The following is a 22984-nucleotide window of genomic DNA, read 5'->3' on the forward strand; positions in this document are numbered from 1 at the left end:
TAGAGTCGGCGCTCCAGCCATGCACAGGAGAACAGCATGAGCGCCATCGTCCAGACCCGCTGCGGCCGGCTTCAGGGCTTGCAGGATCGCGGCACCCTGGTGTTTCGCGGCATCCCCTATGCCCAGCCGCCGCTGGGCGAACTGCGCTTCAGGCCGCCGCAGCCGCCCCAGCCCTGGGACGGCGTGCGCGACGCCCGCGAGTTCGGCCCCGCGGCGCCCCAGTACGCGGGCCTGAGCGGCCTCGCGCTGAAGCTGATGGTGGGCCGCGCCCATGAAGACTGCCTGTACCTGAACGTCTGGACGCCCGCCGCCGACGGCCAGCGCCGCCCGGTGATGGTCTGGATCCACGGCGGCGCCTTCGTGCTGGGCGCCGGCTCGCAGTCGCTGTACGACGGCTCGGCGCTGGCCCGCCGGGGCGACGTGGTGGTGGTGACCATCAACTACCGGCTCGGCGGCCTCGGCTTCCTGCGGCTGAAGGAGATGTCGCAGGGCCGCATCCCCTCCACCGGCAACGAAGGCATCCTGGACCAGATCGCCGCGCTCGAATGGGTGCGTGACGAGATCGCCCACTTCGGCGGCGACCCCGGCAACGTCACCATCTTCGGCGAATCGGCCGGCGCCATGAGCTGCGCCACGCTGCTCGGCTCGCCGCGCGCGCAGGGGCTGTTCCAGCGCGCCATCCTGCAAAGCGGCTCGGCCAACTACGTGTCCTCGCGCGAGGACGCCAGCCGCATGGCGGCCCTGCTGATGGACGAGATGAACCTGGCGCCGCACGAGGTGGACCAGCTCCAGGCCATCGAGCCCGAGCGCATCGTGCGCGGCCAGCAGCGCCTGACCGGGCGCCTGCTGGTGACGCCGCGCAGCGTGTTCTCCGGCCGCTTCCTGGCGCCGCGCCGCGCCGGTGTCACGCTGTACCTCGCCGGCACCCTGGCCTGGCGCGTGCTGCGCCGCACGGTGCGCATGGCCACGGGCTTCGTGCAGGACCTGTTCAAGCCCGCGCCCGAGCGCCGGCGCGGCCGGCTGCGCGGCCTGCTGGCCTCGCTGCGCACCGTGCCGCAGGCGCCCGAGCTGCCGCTGGAGCCGGTGCTGGACGCCGACGTGCTGCCGCACCACGCCTTCGACGCCGTGGCCGACGGCATCGCCCGCAAGGTCAGCCTGCTGATCGGCACCAACCTCGACGAGATGAAGTTCTTCATGGCCATGGATCTGGCCGCGACCACGCTCACGGAACAAGCGCTGATCGCCCGCTGCGAGGAGAAGATTCCGGGCACCGACGCGCACGGCGTGTCCCTGGGGCGACGCGCGGTCGAGGTCTACCGCGCCGCGCGGGCCGCGCGCGGCGAAAGCACGCGCCCGCCCGACCTGTGGTTCGCCATCGAATCGGATCGCGCGATGCGCTGGCCCGCCATGCACCTCGCCTCGCTGCAAAGCGCGCACCAGGCGCAGACCTACGCCTACCTGTTCACCTGGCCCTCGCCCTCGTGGGGCGGCGCGTTGGGCGCCTGCCATGCGCTGGAGCTGCCCTTCGTCTTCGGCACGCTGGACGACAGCCGGCTGGTGCGCGACTTCGCCGGCGCCGCCCGCCCCGGCGCGCGCGAACTGGCCGAGCGCATGCAGGACGCCTGGATCCGCTTCGCCCGCACCGGCAACCCGTCCCACCCCGGCCTCGGCGACTGGCCGGCCTACGATACCCGGCGCCGCGCGACGATGGTGCTGGACCGCGAATGCCGCCTGGAGGATGCGCCGCGCGAGCCGGAGCGCGCGTTCTGGGATGCGATCCAGCCCGGAAACGGCGGTTGAACGTTGGCGATCGCTCTTATATCGATAGCTGCCGGCGCTTATCCGGCACGCGCTGCGGGCTTTTCTGGCTTGAGAATCCCGGGCGTCAGCCGCGCTGGCGGCCCGTGGCCGGCTCGGGCTCGGCCGCGTCCTCGCCGGGCGACCACTGCACGCCGTGCTGGCGCAGGTGGTCGCGGATCAGCTTGCGCACCACCTGCGAGGGTGTCACGTCCTGCGCCGCGCACAGCTGCTCGAACGCCTTCTTCTTGGAAGGGTCGATCAGTACGGTCAGGCGGGCGGTCTTTTGCTCCAGGGGCATGGAGGGGATTTTATTTCAGCGTCCCTGCTGGCGCGGCGCCCCGCAGGCGCCGCACAGGCTCTGCGCCAGCCGGTGCAGGGCCTGCCACGGCTCCTGCGGCCAGCCGGGGTGGCGCAGGCCCTTGACGATGCCGTCCACCTGGTGGGCGGCGTGCAGCAGGTTGGCCAGCTGTACCTCGGTGAGCAGCGGCAGCACGCGCTCGAACAGGCGCTCGCGCAGGCCCCAGATGCGCTGCTCGCGCAGCGCCATCGGCAGCGGCCGGCCGGCGGCCACGGCGTCTTTCACGCGCTTGAGCGCGCGGATGTCCTCGGCCAGCGTGTAGTGCACCAGCACCTCGGCCTCGCCCTCGGCCTGCAGGCCGTCGAGCATGCGCTGCACGCGCGCGCGCTGGCCGCCCAACACCGCCTCGGACAGCTTGAACACGTCGTAGCGTGCCACGTTCAGCACCGCGGCCTCGATCTGCTCGCCGCTCAGCTCGCCGGCGGGGTAGAGCAGGCCGAGCTTGGCGATCTCCTGGTGCGCGGCCAGCAGGTTGCCCTCCACGCGGTCGGCGAAGAAGGCCAGCGTGCGCTGCCCCGCCTCGCCCGCCTGCACGCGCTGGCTCTGCGCGGCCAGGCGCTGGGCGATCCACTGCGGCAGCGCGGCGCGCTCCACCGGGTCGATCTGCACGGTGACGCCGGCGCCCTCCAGCGCGGCGAACCAGGCCCCCGTGCGGGTGGCCTTGTCGAGCCGGGGCAGCAGCACCAGGGTCAGCGTGCCTTCGTTGCCGGGCGCGGCCTCGGCCATCTGCTGCAGGGCGGCGCTGCCGTCCTTGCCGGGCTTGCCGGAGGGGATGCGCACCTCCACCATCTGCCGGTCGGCGAACAGGCTCAGCGACTGGCCGGCCGCCAGCACCGCGCTCCAGTCGAAGTGCGCCCCCTGCACGGTGTGCACGGTGCGCTCGGCGTAGCCCTGCGCGCGCGCGGCGGCGCGGATGGCGTCGGCCGCCTCGTCCACCAGCAGGGCCTCGTCGCCGTGCACGGCGTAGAGCGGGCGCAGGCCCTTCTGCAAATGCGCCTGAAGCTGCCCGGCCGCCAGCTGCATCTCAGAGCTTCACGGTGGCCAGGCGGCGGATCACTTGCTGGACCACGTCGCTCTGCATGTTCTGGTAGAGCATCAGCGCCTCGGCCTCTTTGGACAGCGCGGCGGACTCGCTGTAGCTCTGGTCGATCTGGCGCAGGATTTCCGAGCTGGGCAGCAGTTCGCGCCCGTCGGCGGTGCGCAGGCGGAACTTGAAGCGGATGCGCAGCTGGAACTCGCGCACCTCGCCGGTGGCGGTGACGCTGACCACCACGCGCTCGCGCTGCTCGCCCGCGCTGTCGAGCACCACCTCGGCGCGCGCGGCGTCGGTGACGACCTCGACGCGGCCGGTGCCTTCGAGCTGGCGGCGCAGCTCGATCGCCAGCGCGGTCTGCGGCATGCCCAGCGCGATGCGGCTGAAGCCGAAGGCCGGCGCTTGCCGCAACTGAAAGCCGCAGGCCGTCAGCAGCGGCGCGGCAGCGGCGGTGAGGAACAGGCGGCGCGGATTCATCGCCCTCACCCCACGACGACGTTGACCAGGCGGCCGGGCACGACGATCACGCGCTTGACCGCGCCGCCGCTGGTGTGCCTGGCGAACGCCTCGCTGGCGAGCGCGGCCTGCTCGACGGCCTCCTTGTCCGCGCCGGCGGGCACCAGGATGGCGCCGCGCAGCTTGCCGTTGACTTGCAGCATCAGCTCGACCTCGTCCTGCTTCAGCGCCTCCGCATCGACCTGGGGCCAGGGCGCGCCCTGCAGTTCGCCCTGCACGGCGGCGAAGCCGAGCGACTGCCACAGCCCGTGCGTGATGTGCGGCGTGACGGGGTAGAGCACGCGCAGCAGCTTGGAGAAGCCCTCGGCGAGCGCGGCGTCGTCGCCGCGCGAGCCGTCGCCCTGGAACGCCTCCAGGGCATTCAGCATCTTCATGGCGCCGGAGACCACGGTGTTGTACTGCAGGCGCTGGTAGTCGTAATCCACCTGGCCGAGCACGGTGTGGATCTCGTGCCGCAGGGCCTTGGCGGCCTTGCCGATTTCAATGCCATTCTGGGCTGCAACGCCCGCCAGTAGCGCGCTGGCAGCTACGTTTTGAATAGCACTCAGCTTGACACCGAAGTTCCACACGCGGCGCAGGAAGCGGTAGCTGCCCTCCACCGCGGCGTCGTTCCACTCCAGCGTGGCCTCGGGCGGCGCGGTGAACATGGTGTACAGGCGCGCGGTGTCGGCGCCGTACTTTCCGATCAGCTCCTGCGGATCGACGCCGTTGTTCTTGGACTTGGACATGGTGCCCACGCCCTCGTAGTCGATCAGCGTGCCGGCGGGCAGCGCGCCCACGGCCTTGTTGAGCTTGGCGCCGACCTGGTGGCCGTCGGCGTCGAGCACGGGCTCCACGTCGTGCGGCCAGAAGTATTCGATGCCGCCCTTCTCGCTCCTGCGCGAATAGATGTGGTTGAGCACCATGCCCTGCGTCAGCAGGCGGGTGAAGGGCTCGTCGATCTGCACCAGCCCCAGGTCGCGCATCACCTTGGTCCAGAAGCGCGCGTACAGCAGGTGCAGGATGGCGTGCTCGATGCCGCCGATGTATTGATCCATGCCGCTGCCGCCAGCGGCATCGCCCTGGCCCCGCATCCAGTACCGCGTGCCCTCGCCCACCATCGCCGTATCCAGCTTCGGGTCGCAGTAGCGCATGAAGTACCAGGACGAATCCACGAAGGTGTCCATGGTGTCGGTCTCGCGCCGCGCGGGCTGGCCGCAGCAGGGGCAATCGACCTTCAGGAACGCCTCGCACTTGTTCAAGGGGTTGCCGCTGCCGTCGGGCACCAGGTCCAGCGGCAGCACCACGGGCAAATCCTGCTCGGGCACGGGCACGGTGCCGCAGGCTTCGCAGTGGATCATGGGGATGGGCGTGCCCCAGTAGCGCTGGCGCGAGATGCCCCAGTCGCGCAGGCGCCAGGTGGTCTTCTTCTCGCCCAGGCCCTTCTGCTGAAGGGCGTGGGCGACGGCGTCCACGGCCTCCTGGTGGCCCATGCCGCTGTAGATGTCGGAGTTGATGGTGACGCCGTGCTGCTTGTCGGCGTACCAGTCCTGCCACTGGGTGAAGTTGTAGTGCTGCTTGTCCACGTGCACCACCTGCTTGATGGGCAGGCCGTACTTCAGCGCGAAGGCGAAGTCGCGCTCGTCGTGCGCGGGCACGCCCATGACGGCGCCGTCGCCATAGCTCATCAGCACGTAGTTGCCGACCCACAGCGGCACGGCCAGGCCGGTGAGCGGGTGCGTCACCGAGAGGCCCGTGGGCATGCCTTCCTTGTCCTTCAGCGCCAGCTCGGCCTCGGTGGTGCCGCCCTGCTTGCACTGCTCGATGAAGGCGGTGAGCAGCGGGTTGCCGCGGGCGGCGTGCGCGGCCAGCGGGTGCTCGGGCGCGACGGCGCAGAAGGTGACGCCCATGATGGTGTCGGCGCGCGTGGTGAAGACGTACATGCGGCCGTCGCCGATGGGCGTGCCGTCGTCGCCCCGGATGTCGTGCGTGAAGGCGAAGCGCACGCCTTCGCTGCGGCCGATCCAGTTCTCCTGCATCAGGCGCACGCGCTCGGGCCAGCCGGGCAGCTTGTGCTGCACGTGGTCCAGCAGCTCCTCGGCGTAGTCGGTGATCTTCAGGTAGTAGCCGGGGATCTCGCGCTTTTCCACCACGGCGCCGGTGCGCCAGCCCTTGCCGTCGATGACCTGCTCGTTGGCCAGCACGGTCTGGTCCACCGGATCCCAGTTGACGACCTGGGTCTTGCGGTAGGCGATGCCCTTCTCCAGCATCTTCAGGAACAGCCACTGGTTCCACTTGTAGTAGCTGGCGTCGCAGGTGGCGACCTCGCGGCTCCAGTCGATGGCCAGGCCCATGGCCTGCATCTGGCCCTTCATGTGGGCGATGTTGTCGTAGGTCCACTTCGCGGGCGGCACGCCGTTCTTCAGCGCGGCGTTCTCGGCCGGCAGGCCGAAGGCGTCCCAGCCCATGGGCATGAGCACGTTGTAGCCCTTCATGCGCAGCTGGCGCGCCAGCATGTCGTTGATGGTGTAGTTGCGCACGTGGCCCATGTGCAGCTTGCCGCTGGGGTAGGGCAGCATGGAGCAGGCGTAGAACTTGGGCTTGCCCGCGTCCTCGGCCACGCGGTAGGCATCGGCCGCCTGCCAGTGCGCCTGGGCGGCCTGCTCGACCTCCAGATGGCTGTATTTTTCTTGCATGGGTAAATTGTAGGCGCCGGCCCCCGGTGCCGACGGCTTGCCAGGCGCCCTGAAGCGCTCCCATGCGCGCGGCCCCGCGCGGTCGGTCGACACCCGCCAGCGCGGCGGGCGGCCCCCTCCGGGACGGCGCAGGCCGTGCGGGGATGCCGCAAAGAAATTTGAATGGAATTGGCCTCCAGAGCTTATCCATCAAGCGCCGATAGCTATTTATTCAATAGCATTCGTCAATTTGCGTGCAAGGCGCAGCATGTCGAAGTGCCGGATGCCGCCCTCGAACAGGGGCTGGGGGTAGTTCCTGACGAAGAAATCATGGTCAGTGCCCATCACCCGGAACCCCTGGCGCTGATAGAAGGCGAGAGAAGGCGAGTTGGTAGCCGAACGTGCAGTGCCCACCTTCAGCCGGCTGGCGCCGCGTCGCTCAAGGTCGCGGATGACCCACCTCAGGAGCGCCGTGCCGTGGCCGGCTTGCTGGCCGCCGGGCCGCACCGCGATGCTCATCAGCTCATGCGCGCCTGCACCCAGCGGCTTGACCACGCACGCGGCGACCACGGCCCCGCTGCACGACGCGACGAAGCACCGGGACTCAGGCAGGTAGGCGCGAACCTTCCGGCGTGCGGGCGCTCTGGGGGCAACGGAAGTTTCATGCAAAAGACGCTTCCAGCGCTTATGCATCAACCGCTGAAAGCTATCAAATCAATAGTCATGCCATCGCCTCGGCAAGCTCTTCCTGCGGTGCCAGCGCGCGCATCAGCTTGGCCTTGTCGTCGGTGCGCAGGTGGGGAAGCACCGCATCCAGCACGGCGTTGAACATGGGCGCGGGGGCCTCGGCACGCAGGCCGCACAGCACCTGGGCGCGCTCGGCGGGTGTCATCGCGGGGATCATCCAGCGCATGGTGTCCAGGTGCTCGTGCGGCGGGATGGCTGCGGCGATACGGCCATGCAGCGCCAGCAGTTCCTCGTCGCTGTAGAACGCCCACAGCACGCGGTTGTGCTCCGTCTCCTCGGCATGCATGTGCACGAAGTTCTCGGCGATGAACAGCGCCAGCGTGCGGTACAGGGTCAGCGCCGCCGCATCGCGCGCGCCAGGGCTGGCGGTCCGCAGCGCGGCCACCGTGTCGCGCACGATGGCGATGGCGTCCAGGTGCCGCGCATGCTCGCTGGCGATCTCGGCGCTGGTGCCGGGGCGGTGCGCCTCCAGCGCGGGGTGGACGAAGTCGTTCTCGTGCGCGATGTGGCCAGTGCACACGTCGGCCAAGGCCAGCACGCGCTCGCAGGTGTCGTGCAGGTCGGCGGGGTTGCGCACATCCACGCGGCCCGCGACGTGCAGGGTGTCCATCATCTGGGCGCGGAGGGCTTTGTGGATTTGTGCGTAGAGGTCGAGGCGGGGGGCGGTGTTCAGCATCGTGGTCGTTCCTGTTGCAGGGGTTGGAAAGAGGGGTATGGGGTGCGCATCTTCGGTGAGGGCAGATTCAATGTCTTGAATCAAATCGACATCAAACTGTTTCTGGACAAGCGCTGGCAGCTATCTAATGGGTAGCAATCAGCCATACAGCAGCACGCCTTGCACGAGCCGCCCGCGATCAGCACGCGGCCATCGCCCAGGTGGTGGTGGCCGTCATTTCTTGCGCTCCGCGCCGGGCATGACGGGGTGCATGTCCAGGTAAGGCGTTGCGGGCTTCTGGCCGGGCGGCAGCGCTGCGGGCACGGCATGGCTGCTGTCGCCCAGCGAACGCACGAAGTGGTAGATAGCCCGCAGGTCGCCTTGCTCCATGGCTTGCAGCGAGAACCAGGGCATGGGGGGCCGCGTCTTCACGGTGCTGGCGTATTCCAGCCACTGCTGCTCGGTCATGGCGCGCACCGTCTTGCGCAGGTTGGTGGGGTAGGTCGTGCCCCAGGGGCCGTGCCAGCCCACGGTATCGCCGACGAGCCATTCCTTCTCGGCCACGTTGCCGTTGCGCTGCGCGTAGCCCGGCGTGTGGCAGTCGTTGCAGCCTGTGGTCTTGACGAGGTAGCGGCCGCGCTCGATGAGTTGGCCAGGGGCGGCGCTGGCGATGCCGCACAGCGCAATCAGGGTGGCCGCCGCAGCGGCCTGGAGGATGGGGTGCATGGTGTCGTCCTTGTGCGGATAAGTGCTGCGCAAAGTCTAGGAACAGGGCTTGCCCAGTGCTGCTAAATCACCGTTAAGCAACGCTTAAAAGAACCTTAATCACCAGGGCAGCGCGATCGTTTGGTCGTCCGGGCCGATCACCTCGACACGCGCCGCTGCCAGCGCGGCGGTGATGTGCATGGGTTCGTCGCCCACGTTGAAGATCTGGTGCGGCGCGTTGCGCGGCACCAGCACGCTGGTGCCGGGGCCGAAGCGGTGGACGACGCCCTGCAAGTGCAGTTCGCCCTGGCCGCTGTGGCACAGCACCACCTTCTCGGCATCGTGGCGGCGGCGCGCGAGGTGGGCAGCTCACCGTCCACGCTGGCCAAAATCGACGACCTGCACGCGGACGCGGCAGGCGCCAGCGCCACGGTGTCGGGCACGCTGCGAGTGGATTTGCCCATCGTCTATGGGCGCAGCGTGATCCTGCCTCTGCTCGCCCGGCTGAAGGCCGAGCACCCCGCGCTGGAGTTCGACATCCGCCTCCAAGACGACTACGTGGACTTGACCAAGGACGGCATCGACGTGGCCGTGCGCATGGGCGCGCCGCTTCGACCGCCAGATCCTGCTGCTGTGCGCCAGCCCGGCCTACCTGGCAGCGCGTGGGGAACCGCGCACGCTGCCTGAGGCTGGTGCCCGACTACATGGTGCAGAGCGCCCTGGCGGACGGCCGCCTGCGCGAGCTGCTGCTCAGCCTGCACCCGCAGGCCATGCCGATCAGCGCGGTCTATCCATCCCGGCGCCTGGTGCCGCCCAGGGTGCGTGCGTTCCTGGATGCGCTGGCGCAACTGCCGCCCGGCCCACGCCATGACCCATCAGCAAAAAGGGGGCTTCACGGCTTGCGCGGCCCTGGCCGAAGAAGGCGGCGGAACCGCAACGTCGCGCCCGACATGGCCAGCCCCAGCAGCGCCAGCGCTGCGCCTTGCGGGCCGGGCACGGGCACGGGCGCAGCTTGGGCAGGCGGTGGTGGTGGCGCTGCGGCGAACGTGGCTTTGAAGACCAGATCCCTCGCGCCCGTTCCCGACCAGGCCGTGCCGGTGAGATCCGCGGGATCGGTGCTGCCCAGGTAGACGAAGCCGCCGCTGCTGTACGGGTCGGACATCAGCCAGCCCCAGTTCATGCTGCCGCTGCCCGTGTCGTACAGGGTGGTGCCCAGCAGCACGTAGGTCTGCTCCGGCGTCAGCGGCACGCCGCCGGGCGGCGCGAACGCATGTTCCAGGATATGGCCGCCGGCGCTGGCGATGGTGACGGGCGCGCTCTGCCACAGCGCCTCGCCCACGGCGCGCTGCTGCGCTACGTTCCAGGCATAGACGGCAGCGCGGAATGCCCGGCTCTGGCCCGTGGAGTCGATATAGAAGCTGAAGCCGGTCAGCCGGTCGTGCCCCGCGGGTGCGGTGATGGTCTGGCCGTAGGTGGGCGTGCCGCCGAATCCGCCCATGGTGTTGCCGCCGTCCCAGGCGGCCGTGGTGTCGATGTTCTGGGCGTGGGCGGCGTTGGCGGTCAACGCCGCCGTGGCGGCGAGCAGCAGGGCGAGGGGCTGAGGGCGCATGTCTGGTCCGGTGTGATGACGACTGGCAGTGTCGCGAGCCCCGGTGCGCGGCGCTGTTAAAAGGCGGTTAAACAGCGCTTAAGAAAACCGTAAGCGCGCCCGTATCATCTGCACGGCCCCACAGCCTTGCCGCAAGCCCCGCCATGCCCCACCTGCCGCCCGAGTGGCTCCACCACCTGCCTGTGCTGACCTCGTTCCGCCTGGGCAGTTGCGATCGCAGCGGCCAGCCCCAGGTGTGCCGCGCGCTGGCGGCCGACGCGCTGCCTGACGGCCGCATGCTGGTGCTGCTGGCCGAGCGCGCCGCCCCGCGCGTGGTGGCCGCGCTGCGCGAGACGGGGCAGGCGGCGCTGCTGATGACTTCGCCGCGCACCAACCGCACGCTGCACGTGAAGGGCCGCGACGCGCGCGTGGAGCCCGGGCTGCCCGAGCACGCGGCGCTGCTCGCGCACTGCCACCGGCGGCTCGCCGTCGAGATCGCCGAGGTCGATGGCTTCGGCAGCGCCGCGCCCGTCGTCGCCAACTGGTACCGTGTGGACCTGTGCGAGATGGTGGCGGTGCGCTTCAGCATCAGCGGCGCCTGGGACCAGACGCCCGGCCCCCACGCCGGCCAACCCGTGGCCCTGCTGCCCGCATGACGGCGCTCACCCTGCACGCCATCCGCCGCATCCTGGACGGCGCCATCCCGCCCACGCTGTGCAGCGTGTCCGCCGATGGCGCGCCGCACGTCAACCTGCTGTCGCACGTGGAGTACGTGGACGCGAACCACGTCGCGCTTACCTTCCAGTTCCTCAACCGCAGCCGCGAGAACATCCTGGCCACGCGCCGCGTGGCGCTGATGGTGGAAGACCCGCTCTCCGGCGGCAGCCTGGCGCTGCACCTTTGCTACCTGCGTACCGAAACCGAAGGCCCGCTGTTCGAGCGCCTGCGCGCCAAGCTGGCGGGCATCGCCGCGCACACCGGCATGGAGCACGTGTTCAAGCTGCGCGGCGCGGACGTGTACGAGGTGCTCGCCATCGACCCCCTGCACAGCGGCGGCGCGACCCTGCCCATCCTGCAGGCGCGCTGCGACCTGGCGGCGGGCGCGCGCGCCGTGTCGGCGCGGCTGGCCGAGTGCGGCGACCTCGCCGGCCTGGTGCAGACCGCCATGGACGGCTTGCGCCAGGATCTGCGCGTGGACCACGCCATTCTCTGGCTGCTGGACGAAGGCCGCCAGGGCCTGTACGCCCTGGCCAGCACGGGCTACGCGCACACCGGCACCGGCGCCGAACTGCCGCTGGCCGACGCGGGCCTCGCCGGGGTAGCGGTGCGCGAAGGCGTGCCGCTGCGCATCGGCCACATGGCGCGCATGTACCGCTACGGCCAGACCTTGCACCAGGGCGCGCTGGACCACGGGCTGGTGGCCGGCGCCGGGGCGGCGGCGATCCCGCTGCCCGGCCTGTCCACGCCGTGCAGCCAGCTCGCCGTGCCGCTGCGCGCGCGCGGGCGCACGGTGGGCGCGCTGCTGGTGGAAAGCGAGAGCGACCAGTTCTTTGGCTATGACGACGAGGACGCGCTCACCCTGCTGTGCGCCCAGCTTGCCCAGGCCCTGGCCACCCTGCAACGCGCCGACCTGGAAGCCGCCGCACCGGCCGCACCCACGCCCCCCGCGCCCACGGCGCTGGCAGGCCCGCCGCTGCGCCTGCGCCACTTCCGGCGCGACGACACGGTGTTCATCGACGACCAGTACCTCATCAAGGGCGTGGCTGGCGCCATCTTGTGGAAAGTGGCGAACGAAGCGCAGCGCCACGGCCGTACGGACTTCACCACGCGCGAACTGCGGCTGGCGGGCGAGGCCCTGCGCCTGCCCGACGTGCAGGACAACCTTGGCGTGCGCCTGCTCCTGCTGCAACGCCGCCTGGCCGAGTGGGGTGGACCGCTACAGATCGAGAAAACCGGGCGTGGGCGCTTTCGGCTGGTGCTGGAGCGCACGCTCGCGCTGAGCCAGGACGACGCCCCGGCCTGACCCGCGCCGAGCGCGCCGTCAGCGGGATGCTGCGGCCTGCGGCTCGGCCGCCGCTGGCGCGTCGGCCACGAAGCCGATGCGGTTCAGGCCCGCCTTCTGCGCCTCGCCCATCACCTCGACCACGCGGCCGTAGGGCACACCCTGGTCGGCGCGCAGCTGCACCTCGGTCTCCGGGTTGGCGCGGGCGGCTTCGAGCAGCGCCATGCCGAGCTGGGGCTGGGTGACCGGCGCGTCGTTGAAGAAGGCCTGGCCGGCCTTGTCCACCACCACGGTGACGAACTTGGGCGGGTCGCCCGGCTTGGCGGCGTCGGTCTTGGGCAGGTCCAGCCGGATCGAGCTGGCCAGCAGCGGCGCGGTGATGATGAAGATCACCACCAGCACCAGCATCACGTCCACCAGCGGCGTGACGTTGATGTCGCTCATGGGCTCCGTGCCCTTGGTGCGCTCCAGCCTGCCGAAAGCCATGAGTTACAGGCCCCCACGCTGCGCCGCTGCGCGTGCTGCGCTGCCCCCCGAGGGGGCCCCAGCCGCCTTGGGGCGGCCCGGCGGCGGCTGGATGGCTGGGTTGGATCGCCGCTGCTGCATCATGCCCCCGTTACGCTGCGATTCGCCAGCAGCTCGCGCAGGTCGCGCGCGAAGCCTTCCAGCTCGGCCTCGATGCGGCCGATGACGCGGCCGAACCAGTTGTAGGCCAGCACGGCGGGGATGGCCACCGCCAGCCCGGCGGCGGTCATGATCAGCGCCTCGCCCACCGGGCCGGCGACCTTGTCGATGCTGATCTGGTTGGTGCCGGCGATGCCGGTGAGCGCGTGGTAGATGCCCCACACCGTGCCCAGCAGGCCCACGAAGGGCGCGGTGGAGCCGATGGTGGCCAGCAGCACCTGCCCGAAGGTCAGGCGCCCCATGACGGCGTGCAGTGCGTCGCGCAGCACGCGCGTGAGCTGCTGCGCGCGGTCGCCGGCCGCCGCCAGCGTGCCGCCGGCCGGCGACCGCGTGGCCTGGATCAGCGACAGCACCAGGCCGCCGCGGTCGAGGCCGCCCACGCGCGCGGCCGCCTCGTCCAGCGAGGGCGCCTGCCAGAACGCGGCCACGCCGCGCACCACGTCGCCGCCGGCGCGCCGCAGCATCCAGGCTTTCCAGAGGATCACCACCCAGCTGGCGATGGACATGAGCAGCAGCAGCACGGCGACGGCCTTGCCGACGAGGTCGCTCTGCGCGAAAACGGCTTGCAGGTTCATAGGTCGGGGAAAAATGGAGTCGTGTCGGTCAACGCAGGTTCAATACGTCGTCCATGCCGTATAGGCCCGGCGGCTTGCCGGCCAGGAAGCGCACCGCGCGCAGGCTGCCCTGGGCGTAGCCGGCGCGGCTGGAGGACTTGTGCGAGATCTCGATGCGCTCGCCGGTGCCGGCGAACAGCACGGTGTGGTCGCCCACGATGTCGCCGCCGCGGAGGGTGGCGAAGCCGATGGTGGATGGGTCGCGCTCGCCGGTGTGGCCGTAACGCTCGTAGACGGCGCAGTCCTTCAGCTCGCGCCCCAGGGCGGCGGCGATCACCTCGCCCATCTTCAGCGCGGTGCCGCTGGGCGCATCGACCTTGTGGCGGTGATGCGCCTCGACGATCTCGATGTCGTAGCCGGTGGAAAGCGCCTTGGCCGCCATCTCCAGCAGCTTGAAGGTGACGTTGACGCCCACGCTCATGTTGGGCGCCAGCACGATGGCGATGTCCTTCGCGGCGGCGGCGATGTCGGCTTTCTGCGCGTCGGAAAAGCCGGTGGTGCCGATCACCAGCGCCACGCCCAGCCGGCGGCAGGCGGCCAGGTGCGCCATCGTCGCCTCGGGGCGGGTGAAGTCGATCAGGGCCTGCGCGTTCTTCAGGCCGGCGTCCAGGTCGGCGGTGACGGGCACGCCCGTGGCCTGGCCGGCGAACGCGCCGGCGTCCTGGCCCAGCGCCGGGCTGTCGGCGCGGTCCAGCGCGCCGGCCAGCGCGCAGTCGCCCGAGGCGCGCACGGCCTCGACCAGCATCTGGCCCATGCGGCCAGTGGCGCCGGCCACGGCGACGCGGTGCACGGCGGCGGACATCAGCGCGCCGGCTCCAGCGGCGGGTAGCTGCCGCCGCGCACCGGGGCGGCGGATGCGTCGGCCGAGGGCTGGGCCGCGTCCTCGGACGCGGGCGGGAACTTGGCCAACTGATCCTCGGTCGCCTCCAGCGTCGGCACCTTGATCTTGCGCTCGCGGCCGATGCGCTGCACGAACTCGGTTTCGCTGGGCATCTCGTCGCCCTCGAAGCGCTCCAGCACGTCGTCCTTGAAGAACGCCGTCAGCCGGTAGCTCTGCGCCTCGACGCCCTGGCGCTTCAGGGTGAAGACGTAGTCCCAGCGGTCGCCGTGGAACACGCTGGTGAGCAGCGGCGTGCCCAGCGTGTCGCGCACCTGCAGGCGCGTCATGCCGGGCTGCAAGGCCGCGACCTGCTCCTTCGACACGAAATTGCCCTGCACGGTCTCGGGCCGGTACAGGGTCAGCACGTCGGCCATGCCCTGGGTGGCGCGATCGAGGCCGCCACAGGCGCAGAGGCCGGCGGCCAGCACGGCCGGCACGACCCGGCACAGCGCGCGGGCGTGGGTTTTCGAGAAGACGGACATGGGCCCCGGTTCATGCACAATAGGCCGCACATTGTAGTAGCGGCGGCCCCGTGGCCTGCCGCCCTCGCACGGGGTACCGGCATGGACACCATCGACGAACTCAAGAGCACCGGCCTGAAGGCCACCGCGCCGCGGCTGAAGATCCTGGAGCTGTTCCAGAAAGCCGAGCGGCGCCACATGACCGCGGACGACGTCTACCGGCTGCTGCTGGCCGAGCGCTCGGACATCGGCCTGGCGACCGTGTACCGGGTGCTCACGCAGTTCGAGCAGGCCGGCATCCTCAGCCGCAACCACTTCGAGGCCGGCAAGGCGGTGTACGAGCTGCGCAACGAGGAGCACCACGACCACCTGGTGTGCATGTCCTGCGGCAAGGTGGAGGAATTCCTCGACACCGAGATCGAGCGGCGCCAGCGCAACGTGGCCGCCACCCGCGGCTGGGTTCTGCAGGACCACGCGATGTCGCTCTACGGGCTGTGCCCGGCCTGCCAGAAGAAGCGCTGATCAGTCGCCGCCCTGCTGCGTCATGGCGTGGCGGTGGCGCTCGACGAACTCCTGGTAGGTGTCGATGCCGCGCAGCTGCAGGATGTGGTTGCGCACCGCCGCCTCCACCAGCACGGCGATGTTGCGGCCGGCCACCACCTGGATCACCGCCTTCTGGATCGGCACGCCGAGCACCTCCTGCGTGAGGGGCTCGTAGGGCAGGCGCTCGTAGTCGCGCTCCAGCGTCTCGCGCCGCACCAGGTGCACGATCAGGCGCAGCCGCATGCGCCGGCGCACCGCCGTCTCGCCGAAGATGGCGCGGATGTCGAGCAGGCCGATGCCGCGCACCTCCAGCAGGTTCTGCAGCAGCTCGGGGCAGCGGCCCTCGATGGTGGTCTGGTTGATGCGGAACAGATCCACCGCGTCGTCGGCCACCAGGCCGTTGCCGCGCGAGATCAGCTCCAGCCCCAGCTCGCTCTTGCCCAGGCCCGACTCGCCGGTGATCAGCACGCCCAGGCCCAGGATGTCCATGAACACGCCGTGCATGGTGGTGCGGTCGGCGAAGTGCTTGGACAGGTAGGCGCGCAGCACGTCGATGACGAAGGCCGCCGACTCCTGGGTGGCGAACAGCGGCAGCTGCGCGCGCTCGCACATCGACACCAGCGCGTCGGGCGCGGTCTGGCCGTCGCACAGCACCAGCACCGGCGGCTCCAGCGTGACGATGCGGGCGATGCGGCGCGCGCCGTCCTCCGGCGAGACGTTGGCCAGGTAGGCCACCTCGCGCTCGCCCAGGATCTGCACGCGGTAGGGGTGGATGTAGTTCAGGTAGCCCACCAGGTCGGCGCCGGAGCGCGCCTGCCGGATGGCCACCTCGTCGAAGCGCCGCTCCGAGGCGCCAAGCCCGGCCACCCATTGCCAGCGCAGCTTCGCGCGGTGGTCCTCGAACAGGACGTCGGCGCTGATGACGGTGGGCTTCATGTCAGGCGCTGCGCCGCGCGCGGTGCGCTCAAGTCTTCTAGGCGGGCTGCGCCGACTGCCAGTCGGCGATCAACCCATGCAGCTCGCCAGCCGAGGCCGCGGACTTGATGCGCTCGCGCAGGCCGGCGTCGCTCAGCAGCTCGGCGATCTCGGACAGGATCTCCAGGTGTTTCTGCGTCGCCGCCTCGGGCACCAGCAGGAAGATCAGCAGGCCCACGGGCTGCTCGTCCGGCGCGTCGAAGCCGATCGGCTGCGCCAGTTGCAGCACCGCCGCCATCGGCGCCTTCAGGCCCTTGATGCGCCCGTGCGGAATCGCCACGCCGTGGCCCAGGCCGGTGGAGCCCAGCCGCTCGCGCGCGAAAAGGCTGTCGGTGATCAGCGCGCGCGACAGGCCGTGCAGGTTCTCGAACAGCAGGCCGGCTTCTTCGAAGGCGCGCTTCTTGCTCGTGGCATCGACCCCGACGAGCACCTGCGAAGCCGGGAGAATGGAGGCAAGGCGATTCATGGGCATTGGTCGCGGATTATGGCCCCGTTGAAGTTCCTGTCGGGTTCCCATCAAAAAGAAAGCCGCCCGATGGTATCGGAGCGGCTTGTGAGCTGGAGCCTACAGTCTTCGCTCGTTGTTTACATTTGATACTACATCAAATGCTTGGCGGCGGCATGGTCGTGCGACTGGACCTTGTCCTTGTGGCGCACCACCTGGCGGTCGAGCTTGTCGACCAGGTCGTCGACGGCGGCGTACAGGTCCTCGTGGCTGCTCTCGGCGAACAGGTCGGCGCCCTTGACGCCGATGCGGCATTCCGCCCGCTGGCGCCGGTCCTTCTCCTTCTGGTTCTCGACTGTGAGCAGCACCTTCACGTCCACCACCTGATCGAAGTGCCGGGTGATCCGGTCCAGCTTGGTGACCACGTAGCTGCGCAGGGCAGGCGTGACTTCGAGGTGGTGTCCGCTGATCGTCAAATTCATGGCAGGAAGCTCCTTCTTCAGGGGGAAAGCCGACCGGCCCCGCGGACCGGGCGGCCAGGAAACCGATGGGCGGAAACCTGACGCTCGCACCATCGGCGTGCAAATCCACTATGCGCCGGATCGGCACCGAAATCAATCCCGCCGGCCATGACCCTGGCGCGCGCGTGTCCACGAATCGAGGTCCCGACGATGCGATAATCCTGCGGTTTCACACACACCGAAAGCCCGTCTTGGAACCCGTCCCGAGTCGATAGCTTTCGCCTCCCTGGGAACCGCTGGCGCGCGGGGGGCCGAAAGCCACGCCCCGCCCGCCGCGCCGCAACCGCCCACGATGCCCAGGGAGTCTCGCCATGCTCAACGTCTTCACGCTGTCCAACGGGCGGCTGTTCCAGGAAGAAATCGAATCGCTGGAGGAGCTGTCCCGGTTCCGCCCGATCTGGGTGGATCTGGAGGAGCCGACGCCGGAGGAAAAGCGCTGGGTCAAGCAGTACTACGGCCTGTCGATCCCCGAGGACGCGATCGACGACGACATCGAGGAGTCGGCCCGCTTCTACGAGGAGGACAACGGCGAGCTGCACATCCGCAGCGACTTCCTGGTGGCCGACCCGGACGCGCCGCGCCAGGAGCGCGTGGCCTTCATCCTGAACATCACCAACGAGCAGCTGCGCAGCCACGGCGTGCTGTTCTCGATCCACGACGACACGGTGCCGGCGTTCCGCCTGCTGCGCATGCGCGCGCGCCGAATGCCGGGGCTGCTGGCCGACGCCAAGGAAGTGCTGCTCAAGCTGTTCGACGCCGACGCCGAATACTGCGCCGACACGCTGGAGGGCATCTACGACGACCTGGAGAAGGCCGGACGCAAGGTGCTGGACGACAACGTCACCGACGAGATCGCCAGCGACGTGCTGGCCACCATCGCGCGCCAGGAGGACATGAACGGGCGCATCCGCCGCAACGTGATGGACACGCGGCGCGCGCTGAGCTTCCTGATGCGCAGCCGCATGCTGGGGGCCGAGCAGTTCGAGGAGGCGCGCCAGATCCAGCGCGACCTGGATTCGCTCGATGGCCACACCACCTTCCTGTTCGACAAGATCAACTTCCTGATGGACGCCACCGTCGGTTTCATCAACATCAACCAGAACAAGATCATCAAGCTGTTCTCGGTGGCCAGCGTGGCCTTGCTGCCGCCGACGCTGGTGGCCAGCCTGTACGGCATGAACTTCAAGTTCATGCCCGAGCTGGAGTGGCAGTACGGCTATGCGTGGGCGCTGGGGATGATGGTGGCGAGCGCGCTGCTGCCGATGTGGTACTTCCGCCGCCGGGGCTGGTTGAAATGACACTACCCCCAGGCTCCACTCGCTTCGCGATGTTGCGCCACCCCCCTGGAAGGGGGCACCGCCAGCGGGCGGGCAAAGCCCTTCCGCGGCGGTCGCTGGCCTGGCCTGCTCCGCGGCCGTTCTGCACCGCGCGCCTTTAGATCGGATTGGCCTCCAGCGCCCGTCCAGCAAGCGCTGGCAGCTATTTTTTCTATAGCTTAGAGAAATACGCCTCCAGCACCGCCGCGCTGTAGCGGCTGGCGACCTGGTCGATGAAGCGCGTGAAGTCCACGTGCGCCGCGTCGTCGGCGCGGTCGGAGAGGGTGCGCAGCGCGGCGAAGGGCACGCCGTAGTCGTGGCACACCTGCGCGACGGCGGCGCCTTCCATCTCGACCGCCAGCGCGTCGGGCAGCGCCTGGCGCAGCGCGGCGCTCTCGGCCGCCGTGGCGACGAAGCGGTCGCCGCTGGCGACGAGTCCCTGCTGCACCTGGGGCGCGTGCAGGCCGAACTCCGCCACCGCCTGCGCGCCCAGCGTTGCATCGGCGTGCGCGAGCACGGTGCGCGCCGCATCCGCCAGCGCGGCCGACAGCGCCGGATCGGTAGCGAAGCGCGCGCGGCCGTACAGCGGCACCTCGTGGCGCGGAAACAGCGGCGAGGCGTCCATGTCGTGCTGCACGAAGCCGCTGGCCACCACCACGTCGCCCACGCGCAGCCCGGCGCCCAGGGCCCCGGCGACGCCGGTGAAGACGATGCGGCCGACGCCGAAGCGCTCGATCAGCGCCGTCGCCGTGGTCGCGGCGGCCACTTTGCCGATGCGCGAGAGCACCGCCACCACCCCGTGGCCGTGCCAGTGCCCGGCCCAGAAGTCGCGCCCGCCGACGCGCTGGCGCTGCTCGTCGGGCAGGCGCGCCAGCACCGCGGCCAGTTCCTGGTGCAGGGCGCCGACGAGGCCGATGCGGGCCGGGGATTTCAAGTCAAATCGGCCTCCGGCGCCCGTCCATCAAGCGCCGGCAGCTATTAATTCAGAAGCAATCTCGACAGGATGCGCTCACTGCGCCGCCGGCGGCTTGTCGCGCAGCTCGCGCCGCAGCACCTTGCCGACGGGCGTCTTGGGCAGCTCCTGCCGGAACTCGATCACGCGCGGCTGCTTGTAGCCGGTCAGGCTCTCGCGGCAGAAGGCGCGCACGGCATCGTCGGTGAGCGCGGCGTCCTTCTTGACGATGACCAGCTTGACGGCCTCGCCCGTCTTCTCGTCCGGCACGCCGACGGCGGCCACTTCCAGCACGCCGGGCATGCCGCCCACCACGTCCTCGATCTCGTTGGGGTAGACGTTGAAGCCGCTCACCAGGATCATGTCCTTCTTGCGGTCGACGATCCTGGTGTAGCCGCGCTCATCCATCACGCCGATGTCGCCGGTCTTGAAGTAGCCGTCGGGCGTCATGACCTTGGCCGTCTCGTCGGGGCGCTGCCAGTAGCCGGCCATCACCTGCGGGCCCTGGATGGCGATCTCGCCCGGCTGGCCCAGCGGCACCTCGGCGCCGTTGTCGTCCAGGATCCTGATGCAGGTACTGGGCAGCGGCAGGCCGATGGTGCCGGTGAACGCCTGGGACGTGACCGGGTTGCAGGTGGCCGAGGGGCTGGTTTCCGACAGGCCGTAGCCCTCGCAGATGGGGCAGCCGGTCTTCTCCAGCCACAGCTTGGCGACGGCGCTCTGCACCGCCATGCCGCCGCCGACCGACACCTTCAGGTGGCTCCAGTCCACGGTGTTGAAGTCGGGGTGGTTGGCCAGGCCGTTGAACAGCGTGTTGACGGCGGGGAAGCTGTGGATCTTCTCCTTCGACAGATCCTTGAGCACCGCCGGCAGGTCGCGCGGGTTGGGGATGAGCACCAGCTTGCCGCCGGTGCGCATGCTCAGCATCATGCCCACGGTGAAGGCGAAGATGTGATACAGCGGCAGCGCGCACACGCTGGTGGGCTGCTCGCCGGCGGGGATGCGCTTCATCACCGGCGCGTTCCAGGCCTCGGACTGCAGCACGTTGGCGATCAGGTTGCGGTGCAGCAGCACCGCGCCCTTGCTGACGCCGGTGGTGCCGCCGGTGTACTGGAGCACCGCCACGTCGTCCGGCCCGATGGCGGGCGCGGCGAAGGCGGCGCCGCGCCCCTGGGCGAGGGCGTCGTTGTAGCGCACGGCGCCGGGCAGGCTGTAGTCGGGCACCAGCTTCTTGACCTTGCGCACCACGTGGTTGACGATCGCGCCCTTCAGGAAGCCCAGCCGGTCGCCCATGGCGGCCAGCACCACGTGTTTCACGGGCGTGCTGGCGATGCATTTCTGCAGCGTGGCGGCGAAGTTCTCGATGATGACAATGGCCTTGGCGCCGGAATCCTTGAGCTGGTGCTCCAGCTCGCGCGAGGTGTACAGCGGATTGACGTTGACCACCACGTAGCCGGCGCGCAGGACGGCAGCGACCGTCGCCGGGTACTGCGGCACGTTGGGCATCATGATGGCCACGCGGTCGCCGCGCTGCAGGCCCAGGCTCTGCAGGTAGGCGGCCAGCGCGCGGCTTTCGGCGTCGGTGTCGGCGAAGCTGATCGCCTTGCCCATGAAGGTGTAGGCGGTGCGGCCGGCGTACTTGCCGAACGCCTCCTCGATCAGCGCCACCAGCGAGGGATACTGCGACGGGTCGATGTCGGCGGGAACGCCTTCGGGGTAGCCGTTCAGCCAGATCCGGTCGGTCATGCGGTCTCCTCAAAACAAAAAGGGCGGTACGAAACCGCCCATTCTCACCGCGGGGCAGGCGCCCCGCGGCCGTGGATATCCCTAGGGCCTGTTAACGCTGCGAAAGGGATCGCGTTGCTTCGCCAAGGGGCTGGATGCAAGGCGCCCGTGCGCAGCAAGGCCCATGCCTTGCAAGCGCGGGCAACGCCGCAGGCGGCCCCTTGGCGGAGCAACCCGCAGGGAAGCTCAGCACAGCCCGCCCCTCGGCGTTGCGCTCCTTGTGCGTACCGACGTACGCACGGCGTCGCGCGCCTTGATGGGCAGGCTGTGCTGAGCTTCGCGACCCCTTTCGCAGCGTTAACAGGCCCTAAGCCTTGAGGGCGCCCAGCACCTCGTCCAGCATCTTCTTGGCGTCGCCGAACAGCATGCGGTTGTTCTCCTTGTAGAAGAGCGGGTTGTCCACGCCGGCGTAGCCCGAGGCCATGGAGCGCTTCATCACGATGGAGTGCCTGGCCTTCCACACCTCCAGCACCGGCATGCCGGCGATGGGGCTGGCCGGGTCGTCCTGCGCGGCGGGGTTCACGATGTCGTTGGCGCCGATGACGATGGCCACGTCGGTGTCCGGGAAGTCCTCGTTGATCTCGTCCATCTCCATCACGATGTCGTAAGGCACCTTGGCCTCGGCCAGCAGCACGTTCATGTGGCCGGGCATGCGGCCGGCCACGGGGTGAATGGCGAAGCGTACCTCCACGCCCTTCTCGCGCAGGGTCTTGGTGATGTCGTTGACCGTGTGCTGGGCCTGGGCCACGGCCATGCCGTAGCCGGGCACGATGATCACGCTCTTGGATTCGCGCAGCAGCTCCGCGGTCTCGGCGGCGCTCACGGGCACCACCTCGCCCTGCGGCTCGGCGGCCGCGCCATCGCCCTTCTTGGCCGGCGCGCCGCCACCCGAGCCGAAGCCGCCCGCGATCACGCTGATGAAGTTGCGGTTCATCGCGCTGCACATGATGTAGCTCAGGATCGCACCCGAGGAGCCCACCAGCGCGCCGGTGACGATCAGCAGGTCGTTGCTGAGCATGAAGCCCGTGGCGGCCGCTGCCCAGCCCGAGTAGCTGTTGAGCATGGACACCACCACCGGCATGTCCGCCCCGCCGATGGCCATCACCATGTGCACGCCGAACAGCAGCGCGATGACGGTCATCACGATCAGCGCCGTCATGCCCGCGCCCGGCTCGTGCGCGTTCAGGAACACGCGTCCGAACCAGATCACCACCAGCAGCGCTGCCAGGTTGAGCCAATGGCGCGCGGGCAGCAGCAGCGGCTTGCCGCCGATCTTGCCGTTGAGCTTGCCGAAGGCGATCAGCGAGCCGCTGAAGGTGACGGCGCCGATCAGGATGCCGACGTAGATCTCCACCTCGTGGATGGCCTTCTCCGCGCCCGTGAACTGCACCGAGGTGTCGACGTAGCTGGCGAAGCCCACCAGGCAGGCCGCCAGGCCCACCAGGCTGTGCATGAGCGCGACCAGCTCGGGCATCTGGGTCATCTTCACGACTTTGGCCGCGTACAGGCCGATGGCGCCGCCGATCACCAGGGCGACGACGATCCAGGCGATGCCGCTGCCGGTGACGCGCGGGCCGAACACCGTGGCCAGCACGGCGATGGCCATGCCGACCATGCCGAACAGGTTGCCGCGGCGCGAGGTTTCCGGGTTGGACAGGCCACCCAGGCTGAGGATGAAGAGGATGGCGGCGCCGAGATACGCCACCGTGGCGAGGCTGGAGGACATGATCGTCTTTCCCTCTGGTTCTCG

At 69.7% G+C, this 22984-nt stretch carries 25 protein-coding genes and 1 pseudogene; 7 read left to right on the forward strand and 19 right to left on the reverse strand.

Annotated features, from left to right (window positions below):
• The first annotated feature begins 36 nt into the window (after positions 1 to 36).
• Positions 37 to 1800: a carboxylesterase/lipase family protein gene (locus QM772_RS11290; protein WP_415136475.1), complete on the forward strand. Its 1764-nt coding sequence runs from the start codon at positions 37 to 39 to the stop codon at positions 1798 to 1800.
• Between the two features lie 85 nt (positions 1801 to 1885).
• Here QM772_RS11290 and QM772_RS11295 read toward each other — a convergent pair whose 3' ends face one another.
• The 8 genes from QM772_RS11295 to QM772_RS11330 all read right to left on the reverse strand — a co-directional run bounded on the left by QM772_RS11295 (position 1886) and on the right by QM772_RS11330 (position 8798).
• Positions 1886 to 2092, reverse strand: coding sequence for a CopG family transcriptional regulator (locus QM772_RS11295; RefSeq protein ID WP_415139568.1), 207 nt, complete (start codon positions 2090 to 2092; stop codon positions 1886 to 1888).
• A 21-nt stretch (positions 2093 to 2113) separates the two neighbouring features.
• On the reverse strand, positions 2114 to 3181 hold the full coding sequence (gene holA, locus QM772_RS11300; protein ID WP_415136476.1) for a DNA polymerase III subunit delta: 1068 nt from the start codon (positions 3179 to 3181) through the stop codon (positions 2114 to 2116).
• 1 nt (position 3182) lies between these two features.
• Entirely contained in the window at positions 3183 to 3668 is a 486-nt protein-coding gene (gene lptE / locus QM772_RS11305) for an LPS assembly lipoprotein LptE (RefSeq protein ID WP_415136478.1), read from the reverse strand.
• A 5-nt stretch (positions 3669 to 3673) separates the two neighbouring features.
• Positions 3674 to 6382, reverse strand: a complete 2709-nt coding sequence (gene leuS / locus QM772_RS11310; protein WP_415136480.1) for a leucine--tRNA ligase — start codon at positions 6380 to 6382, stop codon at positions 3674 to 3676.
• Between the two features lie 207 nt (positions 6383 to 6589).
• The gene (locus QM772_RS11315; protein WP_415136483.1) at positions 6590 to 7054 is read right to left on the reverse strand and encodes a GNAT family N-acetyltransferase; all 465 of its coding nucleotides are present in this window, start codon (positions 7052 to 7054) and stop codon (positions 6590 to 6592) included.
• A gap of 28 nt (positions 7055 to 7082) precedes the next feature.
• Positions 7083 to 7784 carry a hemerythrin domain-containing protein gene (locus QM772_RS11320; protein WP_415136485.1) on the reverse strand — a complete coding sequence of 234 codons (702 nt, stop codon included), beginning with the start codon at positions 7782 to 7784 and terminating at the stop codon, positions 7083 to 7085.
• A 213-nt stretch (positions 7785 to 7997) separates the two neighbouring features.
• On the reverse strand, positions 7998 to 8489 hold the full coding sequence (locus tag QM772_RS11325; protein WP_415136487.1) for a cytochrome C: 492 nt from the start codon (positions 8487 to 8489) through the stop codon (positions 7998 to 8000).
• A 99-nt stretch (positions 8490 to 8588) separates the two neighbouring features.
• Positions 8589 to 8798 (reverse strand): cupin domain-containing protein, encoded by a 210-nt coding sequence (locus tag QM772_RS11330; protein WP_415136489.1) that lies wholly within the window; start codon positions 8796 to 8798, stop codon positions 8589 to 8591.
• Here QM772_RS11330 and QM772_RS11335 point away from each other — a divergent pair.
• Positions 8745 to 9155 (forward strand): LysR substrate-binding domain-containing protein, encoded by a 411-nt coding sequence (locus QM772_RS11335; protein WP_415136491.1) that lies wholly within the window; start codon positions 8745 to 8747, stop codon positions 9153 to 9155. The two genes, QM772_RS11330 and QM772_RS11335, sit on opposite strands and share 54 nt — an antisense overlap.
• A 5-nt stretch (positions 9156 to 9160) precedes the next feature.
• A pseudogene (locus QM772_RS11340) lies at positions 9161 to 9304 on the forward strand (LysR substrate-binding domain-containing protein); the annotation flags it as partial.
• A 56-nt stretch (positions 9305 to 9360) separates the two neighbouring features.
• On the opposite strand, the gene QM772_RS11345 reads toward QM772_RS11340, so the two are convergent.
• The gene (locus QM772_RS11345; protein WP_415139667.1) at positions 9361 to 10077 is read right to left on the reverse strand and encodes a hypothetical protein; all 717 of its coding nucleotides are present in this window, start codon (positions 10075 to 10077) and stop codon (positions 9361 to 9363) included.
• A gap of 143 nt (positions 10078 to 10220) precedes the next feature.
• On the opposite strand from QM772_RS11345, the gene QM772_RS11350 reads away from it, so the two are divergent.
• Both QM772_RS11350 and QM772_RS11355 read left to right on the forward strand, forming a co-directional pair.
• A complete protein-coding gene (locus QM772_RS11350; protein ID WP_415136493.1) occupies positions 10221 to 10712 on the forward strand; it encodes a hypothetical protein in 492 nt (163 codons plus the stop codon).
• Positions 10709 to 12079 (forward strand): GAF domain-containing protein, encoded by a 1371-nt coding sequence (locus tag QM772_RS11355; RefSeq protein ID WP_415136495.1) that lies wholly within the window; start codon positions 10709 to 10711, stop codon positions 12077 to 12079. The genes QM772_RS11350 and QM772_RS11355 overlap by 4 nt, the downstream gene beginning before the upstream one ends.
• 18 nt (positions 12080 to 12097) lie before the next feature.
• Here QM772_RS11355 and QM772_RS11360 read toward each other — a convergent pair whose 3' ends face one another.
• The 4 genes from QM772_RS11360 to QM772_RS11375 form a co-directional block, all read right to left on the reverse strand.
• Positions 12098 to 12544 carry an ExbD/TolR family protein gene (locus QM772_RS11360; RefSeq protein ID WP_415136497.1) on the reverse strand — a complete coding sequence of 149 codons (447 nt, stop codon included), beginning with the start codon at positions 12542 to 12544 and terminating at the stop codon, positions 12098 to 12100.
• Positions 12545 to 12663: 119 nt separating this feature from the next.
• Positions 12664 to 13317: a MotA/TolQ/ExbB proton channel family protein gene (locus tag QM772_RS11365; RefSeq protein ID WP_415136499.1), complete on the reverse strand. Its 654-nt coding sequence runs from the start codon at positions 13315 to 13317 to the stop codon at positions 12664 to 12666.
• Between the two features lie 28 nt (positions 13318 to 13345).
• Positions 13346 to 14158 (reverse strand): 4-hydroxy-tetrahydrodipicolinate reductase, encoded by an 813-nt coding sequence (gene dapB / locus QM772_RS11370; RefSeq protein WP_415136501.1) that lies wholly within the window; start codon positions 14156 to 14158, stop codon positions 13346 to 13348.
• Entirely contained in the window at positions 14158 to 14718 is a 561-nt protein-coding gene (locus tag QM772_RS11375; RefSeq protein ID WP_415136503.1) for an outer membrane protein assembly factor BamE, read from the reverse strand. Before QM772_RS11375 ends, dapB begins: the two co-directional genes overlap by 1 nt.
• 81 nt (positions 14719 to 14799) lie before the next feature.
• Between QM772_RS11375 and fur the strand changes: the two genes are divergently transcribed.
• Positions 14800 to 15219, forward strand: coding sequence for a ferric iron uptake transcriptional regulator (gene fur / locus QM772_RS11380; RefSeq protein WP_415136505.1), 420 nt, complete (start codon positions 14800 to 14802; stop codon positions 15217 to 15219).
• Here fur and hprK read toward each other — a convergent pair whose 3' ends face one another.
• The 3 genes from hprK to hpf all read right to left on the reverse strand — a co-directional run bounded on the left by hprK (position 15220) and on the right by hpf (position 17142).
• A complete protein-coding gene (hprK, locus tag QM772_RS11385) occupies positions 15220 to 16176 on the reverse strand; it encodes an HPr(Ser) kinase/phosphatase (protein ID WP_415136507.1) in 957 nt (318 codons plus the stop codon). It abuts the gene before it with no gap.
• A gap of 37 nt (positions 16177 to 16213) precedes the next feature.
• Positions 16214 to 16681: a PTS sugar transporter subunit IIA gene (locus QM772_RS11390; RefSeq protein ID WP_415136509.1), complete on the reverse strand. Its 468-nt coding sequence runs from the start codon at positions 16679 to 16681 to the stop codon at positions 16214 to 16216.
• 131 nt (positions 16682 to 16812) lie between these two features.
• Positions 16813 to 17142, reverse strand: a complete 330-nt coding sequence (gene hpf / locus QM772_RS11395; RefSeq protein WP_415136511.1) for a ribosome hibernation-promoting factor, HPF/YfiA family — start codon at positions 17140 to 17142, stop codon at positions 16813 to 16815.
• Positions 17143 to 17492: 350 nt separating this feature from the next.
• Between hpf and corA the strand changes: the two genes are divergently transcribed.
• On the forward strand, positions 17493 to 18479 hold the full coding sequence (gene corA, locus QM772_RS11400) for a magnesium/cobalt transporter CorA (protein WP_415136513.1): 987 nt from the start codon (positions 17493 to 17495) through the stop codon (positions 18477 to 18479).
• Positions 18480 to 18669: 190 nt separating this feature from the next.
• On the opposite strand, the gene QM772_RS11405 is transcribed toward corA, so the two are convergent.
• The 3 genes from QM772_RS11405 to pntB all read right to left on the reverse strand — a co-directional run bounded on the left by QM772_RS11405 (position 18670) and on the right by pntB (position 22960).
• The gene (locus tag QM772_RS11405) at positions 18670 to 19431 is read right to left on the reverse strand and encodes a 5'-methylthioadenosine/adenosylhomocysteine nucleosidase (protein ID WP_415136515.1); all 762 of its coding nucleotides are present in this window, start codon (positions 19429 to 19431) and stop codon (positions 18670 to 18672) included.
• Positions 19432 to 19506: 75 nt separating this feature from the next.
• The gene (locus tag QM772_RS11410; RefSeq protein ID WP_415136517.1) at positions 19507 to 21195 is read right to left on the reverse strand and encodes a long-chain-fatty-acid--CoA ligase; all 1689 of its coding nucleotides are present in this window, start codon (positions 21193 to 21195) and stop codon (positions 19507 to 19509) included.
• A 346-nt stretch (positions 21196 to 21541) separates the two neighbouring features.
• Positions 21542 to 22960 carry a Re/Si-specific NAD(P)(+) transhydrogenase subunit beta gene (pntB, locus tag QM772_RS11415; protein ID WP_415136519.1) on the reverse strand — a complete coding sequence of 473 codons (1419 nt, stop codon included), beginning with the start codon at positions 22958 to 22960 and terminating at the stop codon, positions 21542 to 21544.
• Positions 22961 to 22984 lie beyond the last annotated feature (24 nt).

The sequence above is a fragment of the Ottowia sp. genome (genome assembly GCF_047601385.1).
Lineage (GTDB): Bacteria > Pseudomonadota > Gammaproteobacteria > Burkholderiales > Burkholderiaceae_C > Ottowia.